This is a genomic window from Sphingomonas sp. CARO-RG-8B-R24-01 (assembly GCF_022662295.1).
Classification (GTDB): Bacteria; Pseudomonadota; Alphaproteobacteria; order Sphingomonadales; family Sphingomonadaceae; genus Sphingomonas.
This window is the reverse complement of sequence record NZ_JAKNQI010000007.1, coordinates 23,138-47,065: the sequence shown is the minus strand read 5'-3', so window position 1 is coordinate 47,065 and position 23,928 is coordinate 23,138. Positions and strand designations below refer to the sequence as shown.

General features: G+C 66.9%; 21 protein-coding genes and 2 tRNA genes. 13 read left to right on the top strand and 10 right to left on the bottom strand.

Annotation, left to right across the window (positions count from 1 at the left end):
• Nucleotides 1–3: 3 nt before the first annotated feature.
• Complete coding sequence (locus L8G49_RS14155; protein WP_242186443.1) at nucleotides 4–912, bottom strand: class I fructose-bisphosphate aldolase; 909 nt, start codon at nucleotides 910–912, stop codon at nucleotides 4–6.
• Nucleotides 913–1,049: 137 nt separating this feature from the next.
• Here L8G49_RS14155 and L8G49_RS14150 point away from each other — a divergent pair, with 137 nt between their 5' ends.
• Nucleotides 1,050–2,246 carry an MFS transporter gene (locus L8G49_RS14150; protein WP_242186442.1) on the top strand — a complete coding sequence of 399 codons (1,197 nt, stop codon included), beginning with the start codon at nucleotides 1,050–1,052 and terminating at the stop codon, nucleotides 2,244–2,246.
• A gap of 52 nt (nucleotides 2,247–2,298) precedes the next feature.
• Complete coding sequence (locus tag L8G49_RS14145; RefSeq protein WP_242186441.1) at nucleotides 2,299–2,805, top strand: TlpA disulfide reductase family protein; 507 nt, start codon at nucleotides 2,299–2,301, stop codon at nucleotides 2,803–2,805.
• A gap of 24 nt (nucleotides 2,806–2,829) precedes the next feature.
• Here the strand turns inward: L8G49_RS14145 and L8G49_RS14140 are convergent, their stop codons facing one another.
• The 3 genes from L8G49_RS14140 to gap all read right to left on the bottom strand — a co-directional run bounded on the left by L8G49_RS14140 (nucleotide 2,830) and on the right by gap (nucleotide 5,608).
• Nucleotides 2,830–4,035 carry a phosphoglycerate kinase gene (locus tag L8G49_RS14140; RefSeq protein WP_242186440.1) on the bottom strand — a complete coding sequence of 402 codons (1,206 nt, stop codon included), beginning with the start codon at nucleotides 4,033–4,035 and terminating at the stop codon, nucleotides 2,830–2,832.
• An 8-nt stretch (nucleotides 4,036–4,043) separates the two neighbouring features.
• Complete coding sequence (locus tag L8G49_RS14135) at nucleotides 4,044–4,454, bottom strand: MOSC domain-containing protein (RefSeq protein ID WP_242186632.1); 411 nt, start codon at nucleotides 4,452–4,454, stop codon at nucleotides 4,044–4,046.
• Between the two features lie 143 nt (nucleotides 4,455–4,597).
• Nucleotides 4,598–5,608, bottom strand: a complete 1,011-nt coding sequence (gene gap, locus L8G49_RS14130) for a type I glyceraldehyde-3-phosphate dehydrogenase (RefSeq protein WP_242186439.1) — start codon at nucleotides 5,606–5,608, stop codon at nucleotides 4,598–4,600.
• A 168-nt stretch (nucleotides 5,609–5,776) separates the two neighbouring features.
• Here gap and L8G49_RS14125 point away from each other — a divergent pair, with 168 nt between their 5' ends.
• The 4 genes from L8G49_RS14125 to L8G49_RS14110 all read left to right on the top strand — a co-directional run bounded on the left by L8G49_RS14125 (nucleotide 5,777) and on the right by L8G49_RS14110 (nucleotide 7,653).
• Nucleotides 5,777–6,124, top strand: a complete 348-nt coding sequence (locus L8G49_RS14125; protein WP_242186438.1) for a hypothetical protein — start codon at nucleotides 5,777–5,779, stop codon at nucleotides 6,122–6,124.
• Nucleotides 6,124–6,423, top strand: coding sequence for a cell division protein ZapA (locus L8G49_RS14120; RefSeq protein WP_242186437.1), 300 nt, complete (start codon nucleotides 6,124–6,126; stop codon nucleotides 6,421–6,423). The genes L8G49_RS14125 and L8G49_RS14120 overlap by 1 nt, the downstream gene beginning before the upstream one ends.
• Nucleotides 6,424–6,871: 448 nt before the next feature.
• Nucleotides 6,872–7,444 carry a 5-formyltetrahydrofolate cyclo-ligase gene (locus tag L8G49_RS14115; protein WP_242186436.1) on the top strand — a complete coding sequence of 191 codons (573 nt, stop codon included), beginning with the start codon at nucleotides 6,872–6,874 and terminating at the stop codon, nucleotides 7,442–7,444.
• Nucleotides 7,441–7,653, top strand: coding sequence for a DUF2842 domain-containing protein (locus L8G49_RS14110; protein WP_242186435.1), 213 nt, complete (start codon nucleotides 7,441–7,443; stop codon nucleotides 7,651–7,653). Before L8G49_RS14115 ends, L8G49_RS14110 begins: the two co-directional genes overlap by 4 nt.
• Nucleotides 7,654–7,690: 37 nt before the next feature.
• On the opposite strand, the gene L8G49_RS14105 is transcribed toward L8G49_RS14110, so the two are convergent.
• From L8G49_RS14105 to L8G49_RS14095, 3 genes are all read right to left on the bottom strand, one after another.
• Nucleotides 7,691–7,767 (bottom strand) — tRNA-Asp (locus tag L8G49_RS14105).
• 76 nt (nucleotides 7,768–7,843) lie between these two features.
• Nucleotides 7,844–7,920 (bottom strand) — tRNA-Asp (locus L8G49_RS14100).
• Nucleotides 7,921–7,943: 23 nt separating this feature from the next.
• Nucleotides 7,944–9,194, bottom strand: a complete 1,251-nt coding sequence (locus L8G49_RS14095) for an AI-2E family transporter (protein WP_242186434.1) — start codon at nucleotides 9,192–9,194, stop codon at nucleotides 7,944–7,946.
• A 209-nt stretch (nucleotides 9,195–9,403) separates the two neighbouring features.
• Here L8G49_RS14095 and L8G49_RS14090 point away from each other — a divergent pair, with 209 nt between their 5' ends.
• The 3 genes from L8G49_RS14090 (at nucleotide 9,404) to L8G49_RS14080 (ending at nucleotide 12,238) form a co-directional block, all read left to right on the top strand.
• Nucleotides 9,404–10,795: a carbohydrate porin gene (locus tag L8G49_RS14090; RefSeq protein WP_242186432.1), complete on the top strand. Its 1,392-nt coding sequence runs from the start codon at nucleotides 9,404–9,406 to the stop codon at nucleotides 10,793–10,795.
• 134 nt (nucleotides 10,796–10,929) lie between these two features.
• The gene (locus L8G49_RS14085) at nucleotides 10,930–11,124 is read left to right on the top strand and encodes a hypothetical protein (protein ID WP_242186430.1); all 195 of its coding nucleotides are present in this window, start codon (nucleotides 10,930–10,932) and stop codon (nucleotides 11,122–11,124) included.
• Nucleotides 11,125–11,305: 181 nt separating this feature from the next.
• Complete coding sequence (locus L8G49_RS14080) at nucleotides 11,306–12,238, top strand: glycosyltransferase family 2 protein (protein ID WP_242139221.1); 933 nt, start codon at nucleotides 11,306–11,308, stop codon at nucleotides 12,236–12,238.
• On the opposite strand, the gene L8G49_RS14075 is transcribed toward L8G49_RS14080, so the two are convergent.
• The 3 genes from L8G49_RS14075 to L8G49_RS14065 all read right to left on the bottom strand — a co-directional run bounded on the left by L8G49_RS14075 (nucleotide 12,235) and on the right by L8G49_RS14065 (nucleotide 17,416).
• Nucleotides 12,235–13,542, bottom strand: coding sequence for a DUF2079 domain-containing protein (locus L8G49_RS14075; RefSeq protein WP_242139223.1), 1,308 nt, complete (start codon nucleotides 13,540–13,542; stop codon nucleotides 12,235–12,237). The genes L8G49_RS14080 and L8G49_RS14075 overlap by 4 nt on opposite strands.
• Before the next feature lie 331 nt (nucleotides 13,543–13,873).
• Nucleotides 13,874–15,622, bottom strand: a complete 1,749-nt coding sequence (locus tag L8G49_RS14070) for a chloride channel protein (protein WP_242186428.1) — start codon at nucleotides 15,620–15,622, stop codon at nucleotides 13,874–13,876.
• Nucleotides 15,623–15,670: 48 nt separating this feature from the next.
• Entirely contained in the window at nucleotides 15,671–17,416 is a 1,746-nt protein-coding gene (locus tag L8G49_RS14065) for a class I adenylate-forming enzyme family protein (RefSeq protein ID WP_242186631.1), read from the bottom strand.
• A gap of 140 nt (nucleotides 17,417–17,556) precedes the next feature.
• On the opposite strand from L8G49_RS14065, the gene L8G49_RS14060 reads away from it, so the two are divergent.
• The 4 genes from L8G49_RS14060 (at nucleotide 17,557) to L8G49_RS14045 (ending at nucleotide 23,925) form a co-directional block, all read left to right on the top strand.
• Entirely contained in the window at nucleotides 17,557–18,792 is a 1,236-nt protein-coding gene (locus tag L8G49_RS14060) for a serine hydrolase domain-containing protein (RefSeq protein WP_242186427.1), read from the top strand.
• 347 nt (nucleotides 18,793–19,139) lie between these two features.
• Nucleotides 19,140–21,173, top strand: coding sequence for a 3-hydroxyacyl-CoA dehydrogenase NAD-binding domain-containing protein (locus L8G49_RS14055; protein ID WP_242186425.1), 2,034 nt, complete (start codon nucleotides 19,140–19,142; stop codon nucleotides 21,171–21,173).
• A 258-nt stretch (nucleotides 21,174–21,431) separates the two neighbouring features.
• Nucleotides 21,432–22,739, top strand: a complete 1,308-nt coding sequence (locus L8G49_RS14050) for an amidase family protein (protein WP_242186424.1) — start codon at nucleotides 21,432–21,434, stop codon at nucleotides 22,737–22,739.
• Between the two features lie 4 nt (nucleotides 22,740–22,743).
• Nucleotides 22,744–23,925 carry an acyl-CoA dehydrogenase family protein gene (locus tag L8G49_RS14045; protein ID WP_242186423.1) on the top strand — a complete coding sequence of 394 codons (1,182 nt, stop codon included), beginning with the start codon at nucleotides 22,744–22,746 and terminating at the stop codon, nucleotides 23,923–23,925.
• The last annotated feature ends 3 nt before the right edge of the window (nucleotides 23,926–23,928 follow it).

The window sequence follows — 23,928 nt, the reverse complement described above, 5'->3', positions numbered from 1 at the left end:
TCCTTACGCTTCGCCCTTGTAGATCGCGATGATCTTGCCGAGCATCTCGAGCGCTTCGTCACGCGGGCGCTGGAAGGTGTTGCGGCCGATGATCGAGCCATTGCCGCCGCCCGCGAGAATGTCGCGCGCGTCCTGATAGATCGCGTCCGACCCCTTGGACGCGCCGCCCGAGAAGACGACGATCCGGCGCCCGGCAAAGCTCGCCTGGACGACGTGTTTCACGCGGTCCGCCTGGTTCGACCAGTCGGTGGCCTCGTACATCGGCTTGGCTTCCTTCTGCTCGATATGGTCGCTCGGCAGCTTCACCTTGATGATGTGCGCGCCCAGCAGCGCCGCCATGTGCGCGGCATAAGCCCCGACATCGAGCGCGAGCTCGCCCGACTTGGGAAGCATCCCGCCGCGCGGATAGGACCAGATCACGGTCGCGATGCCGACCGACTTGGCCTCCGCCGACATTTCGCGGATCTGCCCGATCATGTCGAACAGGTCGTCCGACCCCGGATAGATGGTGAAGCCGATCGCCGCGCAGCCGAGCCGCACCGCATCCTCGACCGACCCGGTGACCGCCTGGTTCGCGCCCTGCGCCCAGCTGTTCGAGCTGTTGACCTTGAGGATCGTCGGGATCTGCCCGGCGAAGGTCATCGCGCCCGCTTCCAGCATGCCGAGCGGAGCGGCATAGGCCGAGAGCCCCGCGTCGATCGCGAGCTGATAGTGATAATGCGGATCGTACGCCGGCGGGTTGATCGCGAAACTGCGTGCCGGGCCATGTTCGAACCCCTGGTCGACCGGCAGGATGACGAGCTTGCCGGTGCCACCGAGATGGCCGTGCATCAGGATCCGGCCGAGGTTGGCCTTGGTCGCGGGGCTGTCGGATTCGTACTTGTCGAGAATGGCTTTGACGGCAGGCGTCATGGTCTGGATCCTCTTCTTCTGGGCTTTGCGGGCGTGATAGTCAGCCACACCCGCGACTGCAACGCGCCATTCCCCCCGCAGGACCGATTGCACGGCGCGCACTTGCTTTTTCCGCGACGGCGAGGCTTTCGGGTCGGATGAGCCATCCCGACCATCATGATCTTTCCCCCGCGGCCACGCTGCTGATGGCGGTCGCGTGCGGCGCGATGGTCGCCAACCTCTATTATGCCCAGACGCTGATCGAGACGATCGGGCCCGACATCGGCCTGTCCGCGGGGCTCGCGGGGGCGATCGTGACGTTGACCCAGCTCGGCTATGGGCTCGGCCTCGCGTTCATCGTGCCGCTGTCGGACCTGGTCGAGAACAAGCGGCTGATCCTCGTCGCCACGGTCGGCGCGGTGCTCGGATGCCTCGGCATCGCACTGGCGGAAGGGCCGATCACGTTCCTGGCCGCCGCCCTGGTGACCGGCGTCTGTTCGGTCGGCGCGCAAGTGCTGGTGCCGCTTGCCGCCAAGCTCAGCAGCCAGGAACGTCAGGGCCGCACGATCGGGCTGGTGATGAGCGGGTTGCTCACCGGGATCATGCTCGCGCGGCCGGTTGCGAGCTTCGTCGCCGGGCTCGCGGGGTGGCGCGCGATGTTCTTCGTCTCCGCCGGCGTGACCGCGCTGGTCGGGGTGGCGCTGCTGCTGATGCTGCCCGCGCGCCGGCCGGACAGCACGCTGCGCTACGGCGCGTTGCTGGCATCATCGCTCGACCTGCTGCGGCGATATCCGGTCCTGCGGCTGCGCGCGGCGTATCAGGCGCTGCTGTTCATTGCCTTCAACATGTTCTGGACCGCCGCGCCGATCGTGCTGACGCAGCGCTTCGGGCTGGGCGCGAACGGCGTGGCATTGTTCGCGCTCGCTGGCGCGGGCGGCGCGCTGGCGGCACCGATCGCCGGGCATTTCGCCGACAAGGGGCGCGCGCGGGCGACGACGCTGTTCGCCCTGCTGCTGCTCACGGTGGCGTTTGTCGCGTCGGACATGGTCGTCGCGGCGGGGAGCGTGATCGCCTTCGCGGTCGGCGCGGTGCTGATCGACGCGGCGGTCCAGCTCAACCAGATCTCGGGACAGCGCGTGATCTTCGGCCTGGACCCGGCGGCGGGCGGGCGAATCAACGCTGCGTACATGACGATCGTCTTCCTGTTCGGCGCGATGGGCTCGGTCATCGGCAGTGCCAGCATCGCGGCAGGGGGATGGGCGCTCACCAGCATGATCGGGGCCGGGATCGGCGGGATGGCGTTGCTGCTGTTCGCGCTGTTCGACCGTACGGCGGGACAACGGCCGTCCGATTGACGAAAGCGTAAAACTCCAGCACCTTGCCGCCCGGATCGATGGGGGCATTGATATGCAGGGTTTGAGAAAAAGCGTACGGGGCATTGCCCTGGTGGGGGCTGCAGTGCTGCTGCTCGGGGCAAAGCAGCCGAAGGTGGGCGACCTGGCGCCGCCGTTCGTCGTCACCCTGATCGACGGGAGCAAGATATCCTCGGAACAGTTGCGCGGACAGGTCGTCGTGCTCAACTTCTGGGCGACGTGGTGCGGCCCATGCAAGGCCGAACTCCCGCTGCTCGACGCTTATTACGAATTGCAGAAAGTGCACGGCCTGAAGGTCTATGCCATCGCCACGGAAGACTCCGTGCCCGCGTTCCAGCTGAGGAAACTGTTCGCCCAGCTGCACATCACGCCGGCGCGCGGGATCAAGGGGCCGTATGATACGCTGGGCGCGGTGCCGACCAACTTCATCATCGATCGATCGGGGCATGTCCGCTATGCCAAGGCCAGTGCCTTCGGGCTGGACGCGCTCAACGCCGAACTGGTTCCGCTGTTGAAGGAAGCTGCGCCGCCGCTCGGATGACCCCGCGCGACGGCGCACCGGGTATCACCCCCGCGAGAGCGCCGCCACGCCGGGGAGATCCTTGCCTTCCATCCATTCCAGGAACGCGCCGCCCGCGGTCGAGACGAAGGTGAAATCGTCCGCCACGCCCGCCTGGTTGAGCGCGGCGACGGTATCCCCGCCGCCAGCGACCGAAACGAGCGATCCGCTCTTGGTCAGTGCCGCCGCGGTCTTGGCAAGCGCCACCGTCGCGGTATCGAACGGCGGCGTCTCGAACGCGCCGAGCGGGCCGTTCCACACCAGAGTCCGGCAATTCTTGAGTACGTCCGCCAGCGCCTCGGTCGCTGCCGGCCCGATGTCGAGGATCATCTCGTCCGCCGCGACCTCATGCACGTTGACCGTGCGGATCGGCGGGTTGGCGCGGAATTCCTTCGCGACGACGACGTCATACGGCAGATGGATCGTGCAGTTCGCGCTGTCCGCCGCGGCGAAGATCTCGTCCGCGGTGCCGGTCAGCTCATGCTCGCACAGTGACTTGCCGACGTTCACGCCGCGCGCCGCGAGGAAGGTGTTCGCCATCCCGCCGCCGATGATGAGGTGATCGACCTTGGTCACGAGATGCTTGAGCACGTCGAGCTTGGTCGAAACCTTCGCCCCGCCGACGACCGCAGCAACCGGATGCTCGGGGTTGCCGAGCGCCTTGTCGAGCGCATCGAGTTCGGCCTCCATCGCGCGGCCAGCGAAAGCGGGCAGCTTGTGCGCGAGGCCCTCGGTCGAGGCATGCGCGCGGTGCGCGGCGGAGAAGGCGTCGTTGACGTACAGGTCGCCGAGCGCTGCGAACCGATCGACCACCGCTGGATCGTTCTTCTCCTCGCCGCCGAAGAAGCGCGTATTTTCGAGAATCGCGACATCGCCGGGTGCAAGCGCGGCAACCGCCGCCGCATCGCCTTCCCAGTCGACATATTGGACCGGCCGTCCGAGCACGTTGGCATAAGGCTCGACCAGTTGCTTGAGCGACAGCTCGGCGGAAGGCGTGCCCTTGGGCCGCCCGAAATGCGCTAGGATGAGGACGATCGCGCCCTTGTCGGCCAGCTCGGTGACGGTCGGCAGCGTCGCGCGCAGCCGCGTGTCGTCGCTGACCGCGCCGTCCTGCATCGGCACGTTGAGATCCTCGCGGACCAGCACGCGCTTGCCGCGCACGTCACCGATCTCTGCGCCGATATCGTCCAGCGTCTTGAAGGCCCGTGTCATGTCGTCCGTCACTCCTCGAGAACCAAAATCGTGTCGCCGACGCGGATCGTCCCGCCGACCAGAACGCGCGAACATGCGCCGCCGCGCCAGTCGGGTGTCATCGCCGCGCGCAGGCCCGCCGCGAGCGCTTCCATCCGCTCGCACGGATCGGTTTCGCGCGTGATCATCACTTCGACCGTATCGCCGATCCGCAACCGCGTTCCCGGCACCTGTGGGAGATCGAGCCCGTCGACCAGTAGATTGGCGCGCCGTTCATACCAGGGCAGGCTATGCCCCACCTCAGCCATCGCGGCGTCCCAGTCACGGCGCTCGAGCAGCGTCACCTGGCGCCGCCCCTTTCCACCGGGCTTGATCGTCCCGCGGAAATCGCCGTGGATCCCGCCTTCCAGCGTCACGTCGACGTGGTCGACGGTCTCCATCGGGCCTTTGGGCCGGCCGTGGCGGGCGATCCCCGCCAGAACGCCACCCGTCACCCCGGCGAAGGCCGGGGCCGTCTCGTTGTCGGGCACCGTGCCCAAAGACGCAGCGGCCCCGGCCTGCGCCGGGGTGACGGCAGTCGCCATCAGAGGAACTTGCCCATCGCCCCCGCGGTATCGACCATGCGGTTCGAGAAGCCCCACTCATTGTCATACCAGCTGACGACGCGGACCAGCTTGCCGTCCATCACCGCCGTCTCGAGGCTGTCGATCGTCGACGAGGCGGGGGTATGCACGATATCGATCGACACCAGCGGCTCGTCCGAGAAGACCAGCACGCCCTTGAGCGGACCGCTTTCCGCCGCTGCCTTCAGGATCGCATTGACCTCCTCCTTGGTGGTCTCGCGCGACGGCATGAAGGTCAGGTCGATCAGGCTGCCGTCCGGAACGGGAACGCGCACCGCCGAGCCGTCGAGCTTGCCCTTGAGCTCGGGCAGCACTTCGCCGACCGCACGCGCGGCACCCGTCGTGGTCGGGATCATCGACATTGCGGCAGCGCGGGCGCGGCGCAGATCGGGGTGGATCTGGTCGAGGATCTTCTGGTCGTTGGTATAGGCGTGGATCGTGGTCATCAGCCCGCGCTCGATCCCGATCGCGTCGTTGAGGACCTTGGCGACGGGCGCGAGGCAGTTGGTGGTGCACGACGCGTTCGACACGATCGTGTGCTCGGCGGTCAGCTTGTCATGGTTGACGCCGTAGACGACCGTCAGGTCGACGCCCTTGCCGGGTGCCGAAATCAGCACCTTCTTGGCACCCGCGTCGAGATGCTTCTGGCAGCTCTCGCGATCGGTGAAGAAGCCGGTGCATTCGAGCACGATGTCGATGCCCTGCTCGGCGTGCGGCAGATTGGCGGGGTCGCGCTCGGCGGTGACGCGGATGCGCTTGCCGTCGACGACCAGGTCGTTGCCCTCGGCCGAGACGTCGCCCGGATATTTGCCGTGGACCGAGTCGCGGCTGAACAGCCACGCGTTCGACTTGGCATCGGCGAGGTCGTTGATCGTGACGAGTTCGAGCCCGCAGTCGGCGCGTTCGAGAATGGCGCGCGCGACAAGGCGACCGATGCGCCCGAAACCGTTGATCGCTACCTTGACCGTCATCGTGCTGCGCTCCTCAAGCTCATGCTCGGCGCGGCATGGGCCAGCGCCGACTCCTATGGGACGAGCGCGTCTTTGCGGGGCGCAAGCCAGCGCGTCAACCGCCCGGCATGACGCAAAGACGTCACAAATGCGCCTTGTCGCAAGCCAGTCCCATGCTATCTCGCGACGATGGCAGACCCCATCGCCAACCCGGCACCCCCAGCAGTATCGCCTGATCGTCCCCTCCAACCCCCCGCGCCTTCGGCCGCAGGGGCGACGACGCCGGCGGCACCGGACGTGCTCTCGCCCGAAGACGCGCACAAGCGCATGATCGACCGGATCGAGGATGCGCTCACGCGAATCGATATCGCAACGCGCCGTCGCGCCGACGCCCTGACCACGCTGGAACAGCGCCACGACGTGTTGCGCGACCGGATGACCCAGGCGATCGCGACGCTCGACACGGTCCTCGCCGCCGCCGACGCCGCCGATACGGCCGAGGCTCCGAGCGATGCCGCCGAGCGGGGGGACGCCTGATGGCCGAAGTCACGCTCACGTTCGGCACGCGCCGCCACACCGTCGCTTGCCCCGACGGGCAGGAGGACCATCTGCGCCATCTCGGCGCGATGCTCGCCGCCAACTATCCGACGGCCGAGAAAGCCTCGGGCGGACTGAGCGGCGAGCGGACGATGCTGTTCGTCGCGCTGATGCTCGCGGACAGCCTCGACGAGGCCAAGCGCCGCCCCGCCGCCGCCCCCGCCGTGTCCCACGACGAGGTGTTGCTCGGGCTGATCGCGGAACAGCTCGAAATGCTCGCCGAGCGCCTTGAGCAATAACCGCGAAGCGCCTATATCGGACGGCGGCGGGCACTGCCCGGTACGAGCCTTTATTATCCCTGAGGCTATTCTTCATCCAAGGGGGTTGTCCCTGCCCGGGCCCTGGCCCGACGCACATGATCCCCACCTGACGTACCGTGCGTCAGAGGATAACCCGGCACACGGCCACGGCGGTCCCGCCACCCGCTTATTGGAGTTGCGTTTGTTCGCGTCGTGGTAGAGGCGCGAGCCACTAAACGCTCGTAGCGACGGCGCCCTCGCTGAGATAGCACCACATCCCCCCACAGCCGTCATCCTGAACTCGTTTCGGGATCCACCGTGCCGCCACGCCTGCGGCCGGAGAGCGCGCACCACGGTGGCCCCTGAAACACGTTCAGGGTGACGGGGCGCAGAGGAGTGCGCGCGTGGCTATCGACGCCCGCCACGGCTTCGGCCTATCACCGAGCAGATGACGCCCCCCGCAATCGACAAACCCGCGCTCCGCGCGCGTATCCGCGCCACCCGCGACGCGTTCCACGCCGCCGCCCCCCCCGAACTCACCCCGCCTGGCCCCTTTCTGGCGCTTCTGAAGCCCGGCCTCACCGTCACCGCGTACATCCCCGTGGGTAGCGAGGCAGACCCTGCCCCGCTCGCCCGCGCGGCGCTGGCGGCGGGCTGTCGCATCGCGCTCCCGCACGTCACGACGCGCGCCGAGCCGATGCGCTTCCTCGCCTGGGATCCGGTGGACGACCTCCACCCCGGCCCGTTCGGCCTCAGCCAGCCGCACGCCGGCTCCCCGGTCCTGACTCCCGACATCATCCTCACCCCGCTGCTCGCGTTCGATGCGAAGCTCGACCGGCTCGGCCAGGGCGCCGGCTATTACGACCGCGCATTCGACGCTTATCCCGACGCCCGGCGGATCGGGGTTGCCTGGAGCGTGCAACAGGTCGACACCGTCCCGACCGACGCGTGGGACATGCCGCTCCACGCGATCATTACCGAACGTGGATGGATCGCCCGACCGATGGACCGAGCAGAATGAACCCGAGCTGGCGCAAACCCGTGGGCATGCTCGCGATGCTGGCGCTCGTCACGATCTGGTGCGTGCTCGCCGCAAGCCTGTCGGGCGTGGTCGGGAAATGGCACCCGCTCTTGCAGGCGCTCTATTATCTGGTCGCGGGAATCGCGTGGATCTGGGTGCTGCCGCTGCGCAGGATGCTGGCGTGGATGGAAACCGGCCGCTGGGGCTGAACGGGCCTCGGCCCAGGGCGCCATTCCCGGTAGGGAATGGCGCGAGTGACGGGGCTCGAACCCGCGACCTCCGGCGTGACAGGCCGGCGCTCTAACCAACTGAGCTACACCCGCGTAGATCGGACCCGACGGGCCCGAGAAACCGGATCATGACATTTCCCGAGCCATTCCGCACCGAAAATCGGGAGAATGGCGCGAGTGACGGGGCTCGAACCCGCGACCTCCGGCGTGACAGGCCGGCGCTCTAACCAACTGAGCTACACCCGCTTGAGAAGCGTGAGGCGCGGCTCCTAAGCGACACCCCCTACCCTGTCAACAACCGTTTCTGCATCCGAAGACGATGCCGTGAAATTTGGCTGGCCGTGCTTCGTCAGCGTGCCGTGTTCGAACAGGAAACCGGCGATATCGGGCTTGCCCGCGGCACGCACGACCGTCTGCAGGATGATCAGCAACGGCACCGCTAGCAACGTGCCCGCCGTTCCCCACACCCACGACCAGAAACTGATCGAGACGAGAATGAGGATCGGGTTGATGGTCAGCCGGTGCCCGACGATCAACGGGGTGATCGCATTCGCCTCGACCAGATGGCAGCCGATCATGATGAAGGCGGGCAGCAGCGCGACCCAGATGTCGTGGAACGTCATCAGCCCGCCCAGCGCGAGCAGCCCCGCCGCCGCGATCGGGCCGAAATAGGGGACGTAGTTGAGCAACGCGACGATCCCGCCCCACATCAGCGGATAGGGCATCCCCATCACGTACAGCACGCCCGCGATCGCGACGCCGAGGGTCAGGTTGATGATCGTGATCGTCCCCAGATAGGCCGACGTGTCGTCGACCACGTTCTGGATCACCCGCGCCGTCGCCATGGCCCCACCGAAGCTCGAGCGGCTGGTGATGGTGCGCTGCCGCAGCCGGGTCCAGCCCGACAGGAAGAAGAACACGACCAGCACGCCGAAGAACACCTGGATGATCACCGACGGGGCCGAGGACGCGGCAAGCTCGAGGATCGAGCTCGGAGGGGCCACGGCGGCGGTCTGCGGCGTCTTGACCGGGCCGGCGGCGGCGAGGTGCTGGACCGTGCGGTTGAGATATTTCTCGAAGCTCGAATACAGGTCGATCAGTGGCGCGATGTTCATCTGGATCCGGTCGATCCGCTCGGGCAGCCGGCGGAAGAATTCGGTCGCCGGCACGATGATTGCGGCCAGCGCGACGTTTGCCGCGACCAAAAACAGCAACACGCACGTCAGCGCCGCGAGCGCAGAGGGCACCCGCCGTCGCTCGAGCCATTCGAGCACCGGCACCAGCGAAATCGCGATCACCAGCGCGGCGGTGGTCGGCAGGAAGAACTCCGCCCCCGCCTTGAGCGCGAACGGTGTCGCCAATGCCAGCCCCACACCCGCCGTGAGGGTCAGGGCCGCCAGCAGCCGGTCGCGCCGCAGCGCGATCCGCGCCTCGTCCTCCGGCTCGCCGCCCGAAGGGGCCAGCCCGAAGGCACCTGCTGGCCCGAAGGCGCCTGATGGGATATCGTCTCGTTCTGCCATGATCGCGACCCTAGCGTCATTCGCCCGTTCCGCAATCGCGCTGCACGCGCCGGTCCGGACGACCGCGTTGCTCCGCGCCGGGGCGCAAGACCGCCGGGCGGCTTTGACCGGCTACGGCCCCTCCTCTACGGGGCGGTGACGACTCGGTGGCCGGTAGCGTTTCGCCGCCGGACCGTTCGCGGTGCCCGTAGAAAAGCAGGAAGTGCGTCATGATCCTCCCGAGCTTGCGGCTGCTGTGTCGTGTCGCACCGATGGCGCTCGGCATTGTCGCGACACCCCTGCTCGCGCAGGCCGGATCCTCCGCGCCCGCCGGATCGACGCCGGTCGCGCCCAAGCCCGCGACGCCCGACGACAGCGCGGCCCCCGAACGTTTTGACCTGCATGCGCAATTCACCTTCGTCGGGCAGGCACAGCCCGCCTTTCGTGCTGCCGCCGACGGCCCCAACAGCTTGCGCTCCGGCGGGGACGCGCGCGAAACGACGGATTTTACCGTCTACGCCGGCGTCCGTCCCTGGAAAGGCGCCGAACTGTGGATCAATCCCGAAATCGACCAGGGGTTCGGCCTCGCCAATACGCTCGGCGCGGCCGGCTTCCCGAGCGGCGAGGCCTATAAGGTCGGGAAGCAGGCTCCCTATTTCCGGTTGCAGCGGCTGTTCCTGCGGCAGACGATCGGCCTCGGCGGCGCGTCCGAGCCTGTCGCCGCCGATCTCAACCAGCTCGGCGGGGATCGGCGCACAGACCGGCTCGTCCTGACGGTCGGCAAGATCAGCGTCGGCGATGTCTTCGACACCAACAGCTACGCGCACGACCCGCGTGGCGACTTTCTCAACTGGACGGTGATCGAGGCGGGCGCGTTCGATTACGCCGCCGATGCATGGGGCTACACCACGGGCGGCACCGCCGAACTGTATCGCGGGCGGTTCGCGGTTCGCGCCGGGCTGCTCAATCTGTCGACCGTGCCCAACAGCGAAAGGATCGGCACCGGCTTTCGCCAATACGAACTGGTCGGCGAGATCGAGGAACGCCATCAGCTCGGCGGCCAGCCGGGCAAGATCAAACTGACCGCCTTTGCCAATCACGGCCTGATGGCACGGCTCGACGATGCGGTCGCCCTGTCCACTGCCACCGGCCTCCCCGCCGATCCCGCGCTGGTCCGGCGCTTCGCGACCCGCGCCGGGGTGAGCCTCAACCTGGAACAGGCGGTAACGCCCACGCTCGGCGTGTTCGCGCGCGCGGGGTTCGCCGACGGCCGCTACGAGGCGTTCGAATTCACCGACGTCGATCGCAGCGTCTCGGGCGGCGTTTCGCTGGCCGGGGAACGCTGGGGGCGGGTCAACGACCGTGTCGGCGTGGCGCTGGTCGTCAACGCCGCGTCGCAGGCCCGCCAGCGGTTTCTCGCGGCCGGCGGCCTCGGCATCCTGGTCGGCGACGGCAGCCTTGCCCGTTACGGCAGCGAAGACATCGTCGAGCTCTATTACGATCTCGCCGTCCGCAAGGCGATCCATCTGAGCGCGGACGTCCAGGCGATCGATCATCCCGCCTACAACCGGGATCGCGGCCCCGTCGCCGTGCTCGGCCTGCGGCTCCATGGACAGATCTGAGGTGCGGCACGGGGGCCCGCGGCGTGCCCTGGCGGATCGGGCGACCATCCTGGCCCGATCCAGCAAATCTACGGGAACCTATTGAACGACGAACGCTTTTTTCAGCACTTTCCCGATGACCGATTTGAAGACCCATGCCCCAGAAAATCGACCGTTCCACGTCCCGAGCAACCCGCTTGCACCGCGAGGCGATGAATTGCGTCACCTTCGCGGTCCGGGAACGCGATACCGAGCATGCAGCCGAACTGATCGACGAGGCGATCCGGTTGAAGCGTCGATCCAGTGAACTGGAGGAAGCGATCGCGCCCGAAGACGCCGACCACCGCTGACCGTCACGACGTGGCGTACGCGCCATACCCGATATGGCGCGGCGCGCGCGCCATGCCGAATAGTTGCCGCATCGGCCGCAAAACTGCGTCTCAGCGGTGGCATCGGCGCGTCGCACGAGCTATCGGCCGAGTCGGAAATCCCTGACGCGGGGACGTCCAGGCCGAGTTTAGGGAGTTCGTGATGACCGCGCCGTCGATTGCCGTATTGTTGCCATGCTATAACGAAGAAGCTGCGATCGCGCAGACCGTCGCCGGATTTCGCGCTGCGCTGCCGGGTGCGATCATCTATGTCTACGACAACAACAGCAGCGACCGCACGGTCGAGGTTGCCCGCGCCGCCGGAGCCGTCGTCCGTCGCGAGCGGATCCAGGGCAAGGGTGCGGTGGTCCGCCGGATGTTCGCCGACATCGATGCCGACATTTATGTCATGGCGGACGGCGATGCGACCTATGACGCAGCGTCCGCGCCCGCGCTGGTCGCGCGGCTGGTGGACGAACAGCTCGACATGATCGTCGGATCGCGCATCAGCGAGGTGCAGGAATCATATCGCCGCGGGCATCGCTTCGGCAACGCGTTGCTTACCGGCATGCTGGCGAAGCTGTTCGGCCGGTCGTTCACCGATATCCTGTCCGGTTATCGCGTGTTCTCGCGCCGCTTTACCAAGAGCTTCCCGTCCCTGTCCGCCGGGTTCGAGATCGAGACAGAGATCAGCGTCCATGCGCTCGAACTCAAGATGCCGGTGGCCGAGATCGAAACGCCGTATTACGCCCGCCCGGAGGGGTCCACCTCCAAGCTGTCGACGTATCGCGACGGCTGGCGCATCCTCCGCACGATCCTGGCGCTGTACCGGATCGAGCGGCCGGTGTTGTTCTTCGGCGCGATCGGCGCGGTCTTCCTGCTGCTCGCCGCGATCCTCGCGGTGCCCCTGGCGGTCACCTATTTCGAGACCGGGCTGGTCCCGCGCTTCCCGACCTTCATCCTGATCTCGGGCCTGGTGATCCTCGCGGCGCTCAACGGCTTTACCGGGCTGATCCTGGATACGGTCGTGCGGGGCCGCCTCGAAGTACGGCGGCTGGCCTATCTCGCCTATCCGGCACCTGGCGCGCGCGGTTAACCCGCGCGCTGCCGTCCCGGCATCACGGCTGCGACGCAGCGTCGAATGAGTTCGATGCCGAGGAACAGCGTGATGCCGTGGATCAGGTAGTGATACCGCAAGACCGGCTGCACCATCGCATAGGGCAGTGCCGTGACGAGCACGAGCATCGCCGGGTACAGATACCGGCCGCGCCAGAGGACGAGGCTGGCCAGCGCGGCGATGAGGCCCAGCGCCGCCAGCGTCCAGACCAGCGCCAGCTTCACCACGATGGCGCGGTTGAGCCCGCCATAAATGTCCCACTGCCATGCCGGCGGAAAGTAGAACTGCACGACGTGGCGTAGCGACAATGTTGCGAACTGGGCCGGATGGGCCCGGATCCACTGCTTCGCTTCATCGCCGAGACGATCGGCATAGACCCGCTCCCCGCCCATCGCCTGCATTCGGTCGAATGCAGCCTGGCTTTCCTGCGGATGGATTTCCCGCAGCCGATTGCGGAACACGTCGACCTGATTGTCGCCGCTGACCGCAGCGGGGTGGTTTGCGAGGGCGAGTTCGAGCCCCATGTTGCTCCGCAGCGGGATGAATCGTCCGAACGCCTCGTAGTTGCGGACCGTCCAGGGCGTCAGCACGGCCACCAGGATTACGACCGCGCTGACGACGAACGGAAGCCACGCACGCAGCGGGCATTGGCGGATCAGCCAGATCCCGAGCATGGCGAACCCAGCGACGCCGAGCGCAGGATTGAGGAAGAACAGGATCGATGCAATCGCGCAGGTAATCCCCCAGGTGCGAAGCGTGCGATCCTCCGCGAGCTCGGCGTTCAGGACACGCAGCAGCACCCACGCGCCCAGCAATGCGGCCAGCGCGCCTTCCCAGATCCGGAAACTGGTCGTCTCCAGATCGGGAAAGAGGGGAATGAGGCAGAAGATCGCGAGCGCCGCCAACCGCCAGGGCTTCGGGGTACCGAGCCTTTCGAGGCACAGGAACAGCAGATATCCGGAGCCCAACACCATGCTGATCGACATGGTTGCCAGCAGGAACTCGGCGGTCGGCGAATGGAGCCCGAAGACCCGATAGATATAGCCGGCCACAAACGGCAGGATCGGGGTGAAGTGCGCGGTCAGTCCGCTCCCGCGCGCGAAGACGTCGCCGATCGTCCCGTCCCGCGCGACCGATGCCGCGACGTTCAGCGCCTCGCCCGACGCCCATCGCGCTTCGGGACGCAAAATGAGCCATGCCGCGCGCTCGAGCGCGCCGACGATCAACAGCGCCAGCACGATCACATTGCTGTGAATTTTCCGTAAGCCTGCAAACAAGGACATGATACGCTTCCTGTGCTCTCGCCCGGGAGCCGCGCCGAACACCGCGCGACTTTCAAAATTCCCGCCGGCAGCCGCCGTGGAAATCAGACCCCGTAACCCGTATTCGCTCAGCCGGTTTCCCGAGGATCGCTCAGTCTGGCCCCGACGGTCGTGTGCTTACAAAACGTGTTGCGCCGCAACAATCCGAATAAAGCCGTCGACAGGATTGAACGCAATAGAAAAACGCTGAGAAATCGGCGCTCGGGCCATCGTCAAAAGGGCGCATTCCTTCGCTCGCGGCACACGGGGTCCGCCATCCGCGTACCGTAGGGCTTGTCCGGCCAAGCCCCGCTCACCGCTCCCCGAACAAATCGTTCTGCGCCTTTTCGAGCTCTTCGGCATAGCGTCGCCGTACGTAGGATTCCGACAGGATCCCCACCACGTGCCGATCCGAATCGAGCACCGCGAGTTCGTCCGCGCCGCTCGCGTCGAAGCGCTTCATCACGGTGACGATATCCATATCGACCGCGAGCGCGGCATCCGCATTGATCGCGATGGACCCCACGCCGACGGCTGGATCGAGCCCGTCGGCATAGGCCGCCGGTGTCTGGACGATCCCGGCATAATGGTGCGCGGCATTGACCAGCACGACACGGCTGGCCGACCCGAGCGGAAAACGCTGGCGGAATTCCCCGATGCTGATCTCGCAGTCGGTCGCGCGGGTCTCGCGCCGCATCATCTTGTCGACCGTGAGCGCGCGGATCCAGCCGATGTCGCGCGCGCTCTTGATCGTCTCGCCGCGCAGGTGGAGCCGCCAGGTCGAGAACGAGTAGCCGAACGTCTCGCGTACGATCGTCGACGACACCAGGGCCGCCGCGAGCACCGCGCCGGTCAGTGCGAAATCCTGTGTCGCTTCCAGCACGAGCATCGCCATCGTCATTGGCCCGCCAACCACCGCCACGGCGAGCGCGGCCATGCCCACCATCGCGGCATTGTGCGGATCGACCACCGGATAGCCCGCGATTATCTCCAGGACGCCGGCGAACAGATGCCCGACCAGCGTTCCCAGGAACAACGAGGCGAAGAACAGGCCGCCGCGATAGCCGAACCCGAGCGAGACGATCGACGCCGACGCCTTGGCCAGGAACACCAGCGCGACGAAGCCGAGCGACGCCCCCACCGCAATATCCATGTGAAGCGCGCCATGTCCCGCCGACAGCACTTGCGGCGACCAGAAGGCGATCGGCATCAGCAACGCCCCGCCGAGCATCGGGCGTGCCCAGTCCGGCACCGGGGCCATCCGCGATCCCTGCTCGACCAGTGCGACCAGGCGCATCAACGCGATGCCGAACAGTGCGCAGACCCCGCCAAGCCCGGCGTACAGCAGGTAATGGTGCGATTCCGCGGGCAATCCCGAAAGCGAGTCGATGATGTAGGGCTGGGCGCCGAACAGCTGCGACACGAACACCGCCGCGATCGCCGCCGCCGCGATCGGGGCGATCGCCGAGGGGGTGTAGGCGCCGATCACGATCTCGAACGCGTAGAAGGCGCCGGTGAGCGGCGCGCCGAATGCGGCCGCGATCGACGCCCCCGCCCCCGCGCCGACCAGATTGCGCAGGTCGCTGCGCCGCAGTTGCAATGCCGCGCCGGTGACCGATGCGATCACGCCACCCATTTGTGCATAGGCCGCCTCGAGCCCGACCGACGCGCCGAAGCCGTTCGAGATGACGGTCTGTCCCGACACGACGAGGCTGTCCGACACCGACATGCGTCCGCCGTGCAGCGCATTCGCCTCGACCGCGTCGACCATCCGCCGTCGCTTGCTGCGCACGCCCCAGGAAAAGATCGACAGCACCGCGCCGCCGACCGGCAGCATCGCCAACGGCGCCCAGCCGAGCGACGCGACCGCGCTGAGCCGCTGGCCGCGCGGCAGGGCGAACATCCAGTGCTGCAGGGTCCGCGCCAGCGCGCCGAGAACGACCGTACACAAGCCGGACGCTGCGCCGATCACCACGGCGAGCACGATCAGCGCGAACTCGCTCGCGCGGATCTGGCGGCGCAGCCACGCCAGGGGGAAGAACAGACGTCGACGCAAGGACATGCCGCCCGATACTGCGCCGACCGCCGCGCGCCTACCCCTTCCGCAGGGTCAGGCCGCGGCTTCGAACCGATCCGCGAACAGCGCCTTCAGGTCCTTCTTGAGGATCTTGCCATTGGCGTTGCGCGGCAGCGTCGCGGGCACGAAGCGGATCGCGACGGGGGTCTTGAAGATCGCCAGCCGATCCTTGACCCATTGCTTGAGCTCCGCCTCGGTCGCGGTCTTGCCCGCGGCGAGGTGGACGACCGCGACCGGCTCCTCCCCCAGCGTCCGGTGCGGCACGCCGATCAGCGCGCAATCGGTGACCGCGGGGTGCGCGTAGAGGACGTTCTCGACCTCGGACGAATAGATGTTCTCGCCGCCGCGGATGATCATGTCCTTGGCGCGGTCGACGATATAGACGAACCCCTCTTCGTCCACTCGCGCGAGGTCGCCGGTGCGGACCCAGCCGTTCACGAACGTCTCGGCGGTCGCCTCGGGCTTGTTCCAATAGCCCTTCACGATCATCGCCCCGCGCGCCCACAATTCGCCGACTTCGCCGATGGGGAGTTCCTGCTCGCCCGCTTCGTCCATGATACGCAGGTCCGCGACCGCGACCGGCGGGCCCGCACTGGTCGGGCGGTTGAGATAATCCTCGCCGGCATGGCTGGTGACGGTCGCCATCGTCTCGGTCATCCCCCAGCCATTGCCGGGCAGCGCGCCGAATTCGGTATAGATCCGCCGTACCAGCTCGGGCGCGGACGGTGCGCCGCCATAAGCGATCGCCTCGAGCGAGGAGAGATCGTAGCGCGACCGATCGGGATGTTCGAGGATCTGCCACGCGATCGTCGGCACGCCCCCGGTCATATGGACGCGCTCGGTCTCGATCAGCTCCATCGCGCGCACCGTATCCCACTTGCGCATGAACACGAGCGTGTTCCCCGCCGCGATCGACCCCATCATCGTCGCCGAGCAAGCGGTGACGTGGAACAGCGGAATCACCATCAGCAGCGTCTTGGGCGTGGGCTCGGGCGGGGTCTCGCCACGCCGCAAGCTCGCGCGCGCGGAGGAATAGGCCGCCGACAGGATGTTTGTCGTCAGGTTTCGATGCGACCCGAGCGCCCCCTTGGGCGCGCCGGTGGTGCCGCTGGTGTAGAAGATCGTTGCGGGATCATCCGGGGCGACTGGCACCTCCGGCCACATCGGCTCGGGAAGCGTGGCGTAATCGTGCGGCGTGCCGATCAGATCCTCCAGCCGCTCGGCATTCCCAGCCAGCGGCGCGGAGGCACGTGCGACGACCGTCGTCTCCACCGCGGGGAACGCCACCCCATGCTCCACCAGCCGCCGATAGCGCTCGTCGTCGACGAACAGCATCCGGCACCCCGAGTCGGTGATCCCGTACGCAAGCTCCCCTGCGGTCCACCACGCGTTGAGCGGCACGACGATCGCCCCCACGCTCGCGGCGGCGAAGAAGATCACCGGCCATTCGGGCAGATTGCGCATCGCCAGCCCGATCCGGTCGCCCTTCGCCACGCCGCGCGCGCGCAACGCCTGCGCAAGCGCCGCCACCGCGCGCGCATTGGCGTCATACGTTACGCGCTCGTCCTCATAGACCGTGAACACCCGAGCCCCATGCGCGCGCGACGCCGCGGCGAGCCAGCCGAGCGACGGCGGCGCATGTTTCCACACGCGAGTCGGCACGCCCTCGACCTCGACCGTCTCCATCTCGAACTTCGTCCCCGCCGCGGTCAGCGCGGCGGCGGCATCGGCGAGCGTCATCCGGGGCCAGGCCGGGTCCAGCGCGACAAGCGGTTGCATATCCAAGACGACTCTCTCCTGACGGCGCGCGGACCCGAAGTTGAAGGTCGGGTTTGCCGCGTGATCCTGTTTCGCACAGGTTAGTGTTGATTTGGGCGCCGCTCAAGGCAATAGGGTGACAAGCGTTTCGAACGGGGGGTATGGAAGCCGAGATGAAGTTCGCCACGTCCGCCGCCAGTCGATTCGACATACGCCGCCTCGCAGCGGTCGATGCGTTTCTTCAGGAGCGTTACCTCGACACCGGCAGGCTCCCGCACGCGCAGATCCTGATCGCGCAAGGCGGCGAAATCGCGCATTTTTCTTCGCTCGGCCCGGCGCGCGAGGGCGAGGCCGCACCGATCGACCAGCATTCGCTGTTCCGGATCGCGAGCATGACCAAGCCGGTCACTTCCGTCGCGTTCATGATGCTGGTCGAGGAGGGTCGGGTCGCGCTCGACACGCCGGTTCATCACGTCCTCCCCGAGTTTAAGGGCGTCGGCGTCTATGCCGGCGGCGGTGGCGGCGTGCCGTTCCAGACCCGGCCGACCGCCGAGCCGATGCGGATGATCGACCTGCTGCGCCACACCGCGGGGCTCACCTACGGCTTCCAGAACCGCACCAACATCGACGCCGCGCATCGCGAGGGGAAGCTCGAAAGCTGGCACGGCAACCACGACCTCGACGGCTTCATCGCCGCGCTCGCCAAGCTGCCGCTCGAATTCTCGCCGGGCGATGCCTGGAATTACTCGGTCGCGACCGACGTGCTCGGCGCGGTCGTCCAGCGCGTGTCGGGCGTGCCGCTCGAGACCTTCTTCCGCGACCGCATCTTCGCGCCGCTCGGAATGGACGACACTTTCTTCCACGTCCCCGAGGACAAGATCGACCGCCTTACAGACTGCTACACCTTCGTCCCCGGCAAGGGCCGCATCCTTTACGACCGGGGCGCTGCCAGCGCGTGGAGCCGCGCGCCCAAACTCGTGTCGGGCGGCGGCGGTCTGGTCTCGACTGCGCTCGACTATCACCGTTTTTGTTCGATGCTGCTGGGCGGCGGCGAGCTTGAGGGCACCCGTATCATCGGCCGCAAGACGATCGCGCTGATGACGGTCAACCATCTGCCCGGCGGGTCCGACCTGTCGAAAATGTCCAAGTCGCTGTTCAGCGAGGCGGCGAATGCGGGGACGGGCTTCGGCCTCGGCTTCGCGGTCAATATCGACGTCGCGCGCTCGATGATCCCCGGCTCGGTCGGCGAATATTATTGGGGCGGGATGTTCTCCACCGCCTTCTTCATCGATCCGGTCGAACAATTGCACATGGTGTTCATGACGCAGCTGTCGCCGTCCAGCCTCTACCCGATCCGCCGCGAGCTTAAAACGTTGATTTACAGTGCGTTGACCTGACCCTTTCACTTCCCCGGCGAAGGCCGGGGCCCAGAAGCGCCACCTGAGCTGGCTGGCGCTGCGCACAGTTACAAAAACCTCCGCGACTGGGCCCCGGCCTTCGCCGGGGAAGCAAACAGGAGAAGACGATGACCGGCCCGATCACCACCCAGCTCCACGACGACGTCCTCGTCATCATCTCCAACAACCCGCCGGTCGACGCACGCGCATTGACCTGAACCTTTCGCTTCCCCGGCGAAGGCCGGGGCCCAGTAGCGCCACCTGAGTTGGCGGGCGCTGCGCCGAATTACAAAAACCTCCGCGACTGGGCCCCGGCCTTCGCCGGGGAAGAAACAGGAGAGAAGACGATGACCGGCCCGATCACCACCCAGCTTCACGACGACGTCCTCGTCATCCTCTCGAACAACCCGCCGGTCAACGCGCTCGGCGCTGCCGTCCGCCAGGGCCTCGAAGCCGGGATCAAGGAAGGCCTCGCCAACCCGCAGGTCAAGGCGATGGTGATCCGTTGCGACGGCCGCACCTTCTTCGCGGGCGCGGACATCACCGAGTTCGGCAAACCGATGCAGGAGCCCGGCCTCCCGACCGTGGTCGACATGATCGAAGCCTCGGACAAGCCCGTCATCGCCGCGATCCACGGCACTGCGCTCGGCGGCGGGTGCGAGGTGACGCTCGGCTGCCATTATCGCATCGCGGTACCCAGCGCGAAGATCGGCACCCCCGAGGTCAAGCTCGGCCTGCTCCCCGGTGCGGGCGGGACGCAGCGCCTGCCGCGCATCGCAGGCGTCAAGCTCGCGCTCGAACTCACCGCCAAGGGCGACCCGATCCCCGCCAAGCTCGCGCTGTCCGCCGGGCTGATCGACCGACTTGCCAACGAAGACAGCCTCGAAGCCGATGCGATTGCCTTCGCGCGCGAAGTCGCCGACGCCAGGCCCCTGCCCCGCGCGCGCGACAAGGTGGCGCAGGCCGATCCCGAAGCGGTCGCCCAGTTCAAGAAGGACAACGCCAAGCGCTTCCGCGGCTTCGACGCCCCCGCCGCCAACATCGCCTGCGTCGAGAAAGCGACCGACGGTTCGAGCTTCGACGAGGGTATCGCGTTCGAACGGCAGGAATTCATGAAGCTGATGATGGGCGTCCAGTCCGCCGCGCAGCGCCACATCTTCTTCGCCGAACGCCAGGCCGCCAAGATCGACGGCATCGACCCCAAGATCCCGCTCCGCGAAATCAAGCGCGTCGGCGTGATCGGCGCGGGCACGATGGGCGGCGGCATCTCGATGAACTTCCTGTCCGCGGGCATCCCGGTGACGATCGTCGAAATGGCGCAGGAAGCGCTCGACCGCGGTGCCGGCACGATCCGCAAGAATTACGAAGCCTCCGCCGCCAAGGGCCGCCTGAAGCCCGACCAGGTCGAAGCCGCGATGGGCGCGCTCACCCCGACGCTCGACTTCGACGCGCTCGCGGACTGCGATCTCATCATCGAGGCGGTGTATGAGGACATGGGCGTGAAGAAGGAGATCTTCACCCGGCTCGACGCGATCGCCAAGCCCGGCGCGATCCTCGCGTCGAACACCTCGTATCTCGACATCGAGGAGATCGCCTCGGTTACCAAGCGGCCCGGCGACGTCGTCGGCATGCACTTCTTCTCGCCCGCCAACGTGATGAAACTGCTCGAGGTGGTGCGCGGCGCGCAGACCGAGGACGATGTGCTCGCAACCGTGATGTCGCTGTCCAAGACGATCCGGAAGGTCGCGGTGGTCGCGGGCGTGTGCGACGGGTTCATCGGCAACCGGATGCTCAAGCCCCGCCAGGTCGAGGCGATGAAGCTGCTGATGGAAGGCGCGACGCCCGAGCAGATCGACAAGGTCCATGTCGCGTTCGGCATGCCGATGGGCCCGTTCCAGATGAGCGACCTCGCCGGCGTAGACATCGGCTGGCACCGCGACCCCACCCGGATCGAGAACATCCGCGACGCGCTCGCCGCCGAGGGCCGCTGGGGGCAGAAAACCGGCAAGGGCTTCTACGATTACGACGAGAAGCGGAACCCGACGCCCTCGCCGCGGGTCGCCGAGATCATCGAGGACTTCCGCTCGAAATCGAACCTGCAAAAGCGCGAGATCAGCGACCAGGAGATCGTCGAGAAGACGCTCTACACGATGGTCAACGAAGGCGCGCTGATCCTCGAGGAGAAGATGGCGCAGCGCGCGAGCGATATCGATGTGGTGTGGATCTACGGCTACGGCTGGCCAGTCTATCGCGGCGGGCCGATGTTCTGGGCGGATAGCGAGGGGCTCAAGACGATCGTCAGCGGGCTGGAGAAGCACGGGTTCGCGGTGGCGGAACTGCTAAGGAGCAAGGCAGAGAGCGGTGGCCGGTTCAATGGGTAAGGGTGCGACCGTGGCGCCCGGTCGCATTGTTCCCCCGCGCAGGCGGGGGCCCAGGATTACGCGCGCAGCGTTTGATACCCTGGGCTCCCGCCTGCGCGGGAGAACAGTAAGTGAAGCAGCTTCTTCTCCCTCTCCCCGCTTGCGGGGAGAGGGCAAGCGAGGCGCAGCCGAAGCGCGGGAGAGGGGCAGTACAGAGAGGTCGCTCTGCTGTACTGCCCCTCTCCCCGGCCCTCTCCCCGCAAGCGGGGAGAGGGAGAAGTGAAAACCGCCCTGCAAACCGCCGCCGCGATCCGCGCGGGTGAAACCACCGCGCTCGCGGAATGCGAAACCGCCATCACCCGCATCGAATCCGGCGACACCACCATAAACGCCGTCGTCGTCCGCGATTTCGACCGAGCCCGCGAAGCCGCGCGCGCAATCGACGCCGCCCCCAAAGACTCCACCCGCCCCCTCCTAGGCGTCCCCATGACGGTCAAGGAAAGCTTCGACGTAGCCGGTCTCGCAACCTGCTGGGGCTTCCCCGAACACGCCGACTTCACGGCAACCGAAGACGCAGTCCAGGTCACCCGCCTCAAAAACGCCGGCGCAGTCATCCTGGGAAAAACCAACGTCCCCGTCGCTCTCGCCGACCTCCAGACCAACAACCCGGTCTATGGCCGCACCCGCAACCCGCTCGACCACAGCCGCGTCCCCGGCGGCTCGTCAGGCGGCGCAGCAGCAGCCCTCGCAGCAGGCTTCGTCCCCATCGAGATCGGCTCGGACATCGGCGGCTCGATCCGCCTCCCCGCCGCCTTCTGTGGCGTGTGGGGTCACAAGCCAACCTACAACGCGCTGTCATCCTTCGGCCATAACTTCCCGAGAACACACAGTTGTGGCGTAGCCCTCAACGTCGTCGGCCCGCTCGCCCGCGACCCCGACGATCTGGAAGCCCTGTTCGGCGTCATGGGCGGCGACGCGCTCGCAAGACCCGCCCCGCGAGCGCCCGGTGACTGGCGGATCCTGCTGCTCCCCGAACACCCGCTAGCAAAGTCGCAAGCCACGATCCAGACCGCTATCGCCGCGGTGGGCGAAGCCTTCCGGGCGGCGGGCGCGCAGGTCGACGACGCCAGCACGCTCCTGCCCGATCTTGTCGCGCAACACGGCGCCTATATCCACATGCTCGTCGTCGCGATGGCGCGCGGCGCGCCGATGGAAGGCGGTCAGCCGCTCGTGCTTCCCGACTGGTTCACGCTGATCGACGCGCAGGCCAAGTCCCGCCGCAACTGGGCGCGCCTGTTCACGCACTATGAGGCGGTGATCGCACCGATCTGGGGCACCACCGCTTACGCCCACGACGACACCCCGCTGATGACTCGCATCGCGACGATCGACGGGCAGGACACACCGGCGGGGGTCCAGATGGCCTATCCCGGTCTCGCCACGTTCCCGATGCTTCCCGCCACCAGCGTGCGGATCGGGACCGATCCCGACGGCCTGCCGATCGGGGTGCAGGTGATCGCCGATTATAACCGGGATTACACCGCGATCGCGGTCGCACGCGCCGCGCATGAATTGATGAGGAGTTGATCCGATGACCCAAGACCTCGAAACCTTCCGCACCGAAACGCGCGCGTGGCTGGAAGCGAACTGCCCGCCCGAAATGCGCCAACCCGTCCGTTCCGAGAAAGACGCCTGCTGGGGCGGCCGCAATCCGGATTTCCAGCCCGGCCAGAAGGAATGGATGGACGCGATGGCCTCGCGCGGCTGGACCGTGCCCGACTGGCCCGCGGCCTATGGCGGTGGTGGCCTGTCACCCGCCGAGACGAAGGTGCTGCGCGAAGAGATGGCCGCAATCAAGGCACGCAACCCGCTCAATTCTTTCGGTATTTCCATGCTCGGGCCAGCACTGCTCAAATACGGCACCGAGGAGCAGAAGCGCGACTATCTCCCCAAGATCGCCCGCGGCGAAATCCGCTGGTGCCAGGGCTATAGCGAGCCGAACGCGGGCTCCGACCTCGCCTCGCTCGCCACCTCGGCGGAGGACGCTGGCGACCATTATGTGATCAACGGACAGAAGGTCTGGACCTCCTACGCCGACAAGGCCGACTGGATCTTCTGCCTGGTCCGCACCTCCAAGGAGTCGAAGCAGGGCGGGATCAGCTTCGTGCTGTTCGACATGGCGAGCGAAGGCGTCTCGACCAAGCCGATCCTGCTGATCTCGGGCTATTCGCCGTTCTGCGAGACCTTCTTCGACAATGTGAAGGTGCCGAAGTCGCAGCGCATCCATGAAGAGAACAAGGGCTGGGACGTCGCCAAATATCTGCTCGGCCACGAACGCGAGATGATCTCCGGCATGGGGTTGGCAAGTACTGGCGGCAACCCGTTGATCGAAGGCGCTATTGCGACCATAGGCCTCGACCACGAGGGCCGCCTCGCGGACCCGCTCCTGCGTGCAACGATCGCCATGTTCGAAGTCCGCGCAAAGGCGTTCGGGGCAATGTCCGAACGCTTCATCGACGAACTGAAAGCCGGCCGCGCCCACCCCGCGCAGCCCTCGATGATGAAATATTACGGCACCGAACTGAACAAGAGCCGCCACGAACTCCAGATGGCAGCCGGCGGCTCCGACGCGCTCGAATGGGAGAGCGAAGCCTCGGGCGGCGGCCGCGAGGCGCGCGCGTGGCTGCGCACCAAGGCGAATTCGATCGAGGGCGGAACGAGCGAGGTCCAGCTCAACATCATCGCCAAGCGTATCCTGGAATTGCCGGCCTGATTC

Coding starts and splice junctions, on each gene's coding strand:
- L8G49_RS14155 (WP_242186443.1), bottom strand. CDS start 912: ATGACGCCTGCCGTCAAAGCCATTCTCGACAAGTACGAATCCGACAGC.
- L8G49_RS14150 (WP_242186442.1), top strand. CDS start 1,050: ATGAGCCATCCCGACCATCATGATCTTTCCCCCGCGGCCACGCTGCTG.
- L8G49_RS14145 (WP_242186441.1), top strand. CDS start 2,299: ATGCAGGGTTTGAGAAAAAGCGTACGGGGCATTGCCCTGGTGGGGGCT.
- L8G49_RS14140 (WP_242186440.1), bottom strand. CDS start 4,035: ATGACACGGGCCTTCAAGACGCTGGACGATATCGGCGCAGAGATCGGT.
- L8G49_RS14135 (WP_242186632.1), bottom strand. CDS start 4,454: ATGGAGACCGTCGACCACGTCGACGTGACGCTGGAAGGCGGGATCCAC.
- gap (WP_242186439.1), bottom strand. CDS start 5,608: ATGACGGTCAAGGTAGCGATCAACGGTTTCGGGCGCATCGGTCGCCTT.
- L8G49_RS14125 (WP_242186438.1), top strand. CDS start 5,777: ATGGCAGACCCCATCGCCAACCCGGCACCCCCAGCAGTATCGCCTGAT.
- L8G49_RS14120 (WP_242186437.1), top strand. CDS start 6,124: ATGGCCGAAGTCACGCTCACGTTCGGCACGCGCCGCCACACCGTCGCT.
- L8G49_RS14115 (WP_242186436.1), top strand. CDS start 6,872: ATGACGCCCCCCGCAATCGACAAACCCGCGCTCCGCGCGCGTATCCGC.
- L8G49_RS14110 (WP_242186435.1), top strand. CDS start 7,441: ATGAACCCGAGCTGGCGCAAACCCGTGGGCATGCTCGCGATGCTGGCG.
- L8G49_RS14095 (WP_242186434.1), bottom strand. CDS start 9,194: ATGGCAGAACGAGACGATATCCCATCAGGCGCCTTCGGGCCAGCAGGT.
- L8G49_RS14090 (WP_242186432.1), top strand. CDS start 9,404: ATGATCCTCCCGAGCTTGCGGCTGCTGTGTCGTGTCGCACCGATGGCG.
- L8G49_RS14085 (WP_242186430.1), top strand. CDS start 10,930: ATGCCCCAGAAAATCGACCGTTCCACGTCCCGAGCAACCCGCTTGCAC.
- L8G49_RS14080 (WP_242139221.1), top strand. CDS start 11,306: ATGACCGCGCCGTCGATTGCCGTATTGTTGCCATGCTATAACGAAGAA.
- L8G49_RS14075 (WP_242139223.1), bottom strand. CDS start 13,542: ATGTCCTTGTTTGCAGGCTTACGGAAAATTCACAGCAATGTGATCGTG.
- L8G49_RS14070 (WP_242186428.1), bottom strand. CDS start 15,622: ATGTCCTTGCGTCGACGTCTGTTCTTCCCCCTGGCGTGGCTGCGCCGC.
- L8G49_RS14065 (WP_242186631.1), bottom strand. CDS start 17,416: ATGCAACCGCTTGTCGCGCTGGACCCGGCCTGGCCCCGGATGACGCTC.
- L8G49_RS14060 (WP_242186427.1), top strand. CDS start 17,557: ATGGAAGCCGAGATGAAGTTCGCCACGTCCGCCGCCAGTCGATTCGAC.
- L8G49_RS14055 (WP_242186425.1), top strand. CDS start 19,140: ATGACCGGCCCGATCACCACCCAGCTTCACGACGACGTCCTCGTCATC.
- L8G49_RS14045 (WP_242186423.1), top strand. CDS start 22,744: ATGACCCAAGACCTCGAAACCTTCCGCACCGAAACGCGCGCGTGGCTG.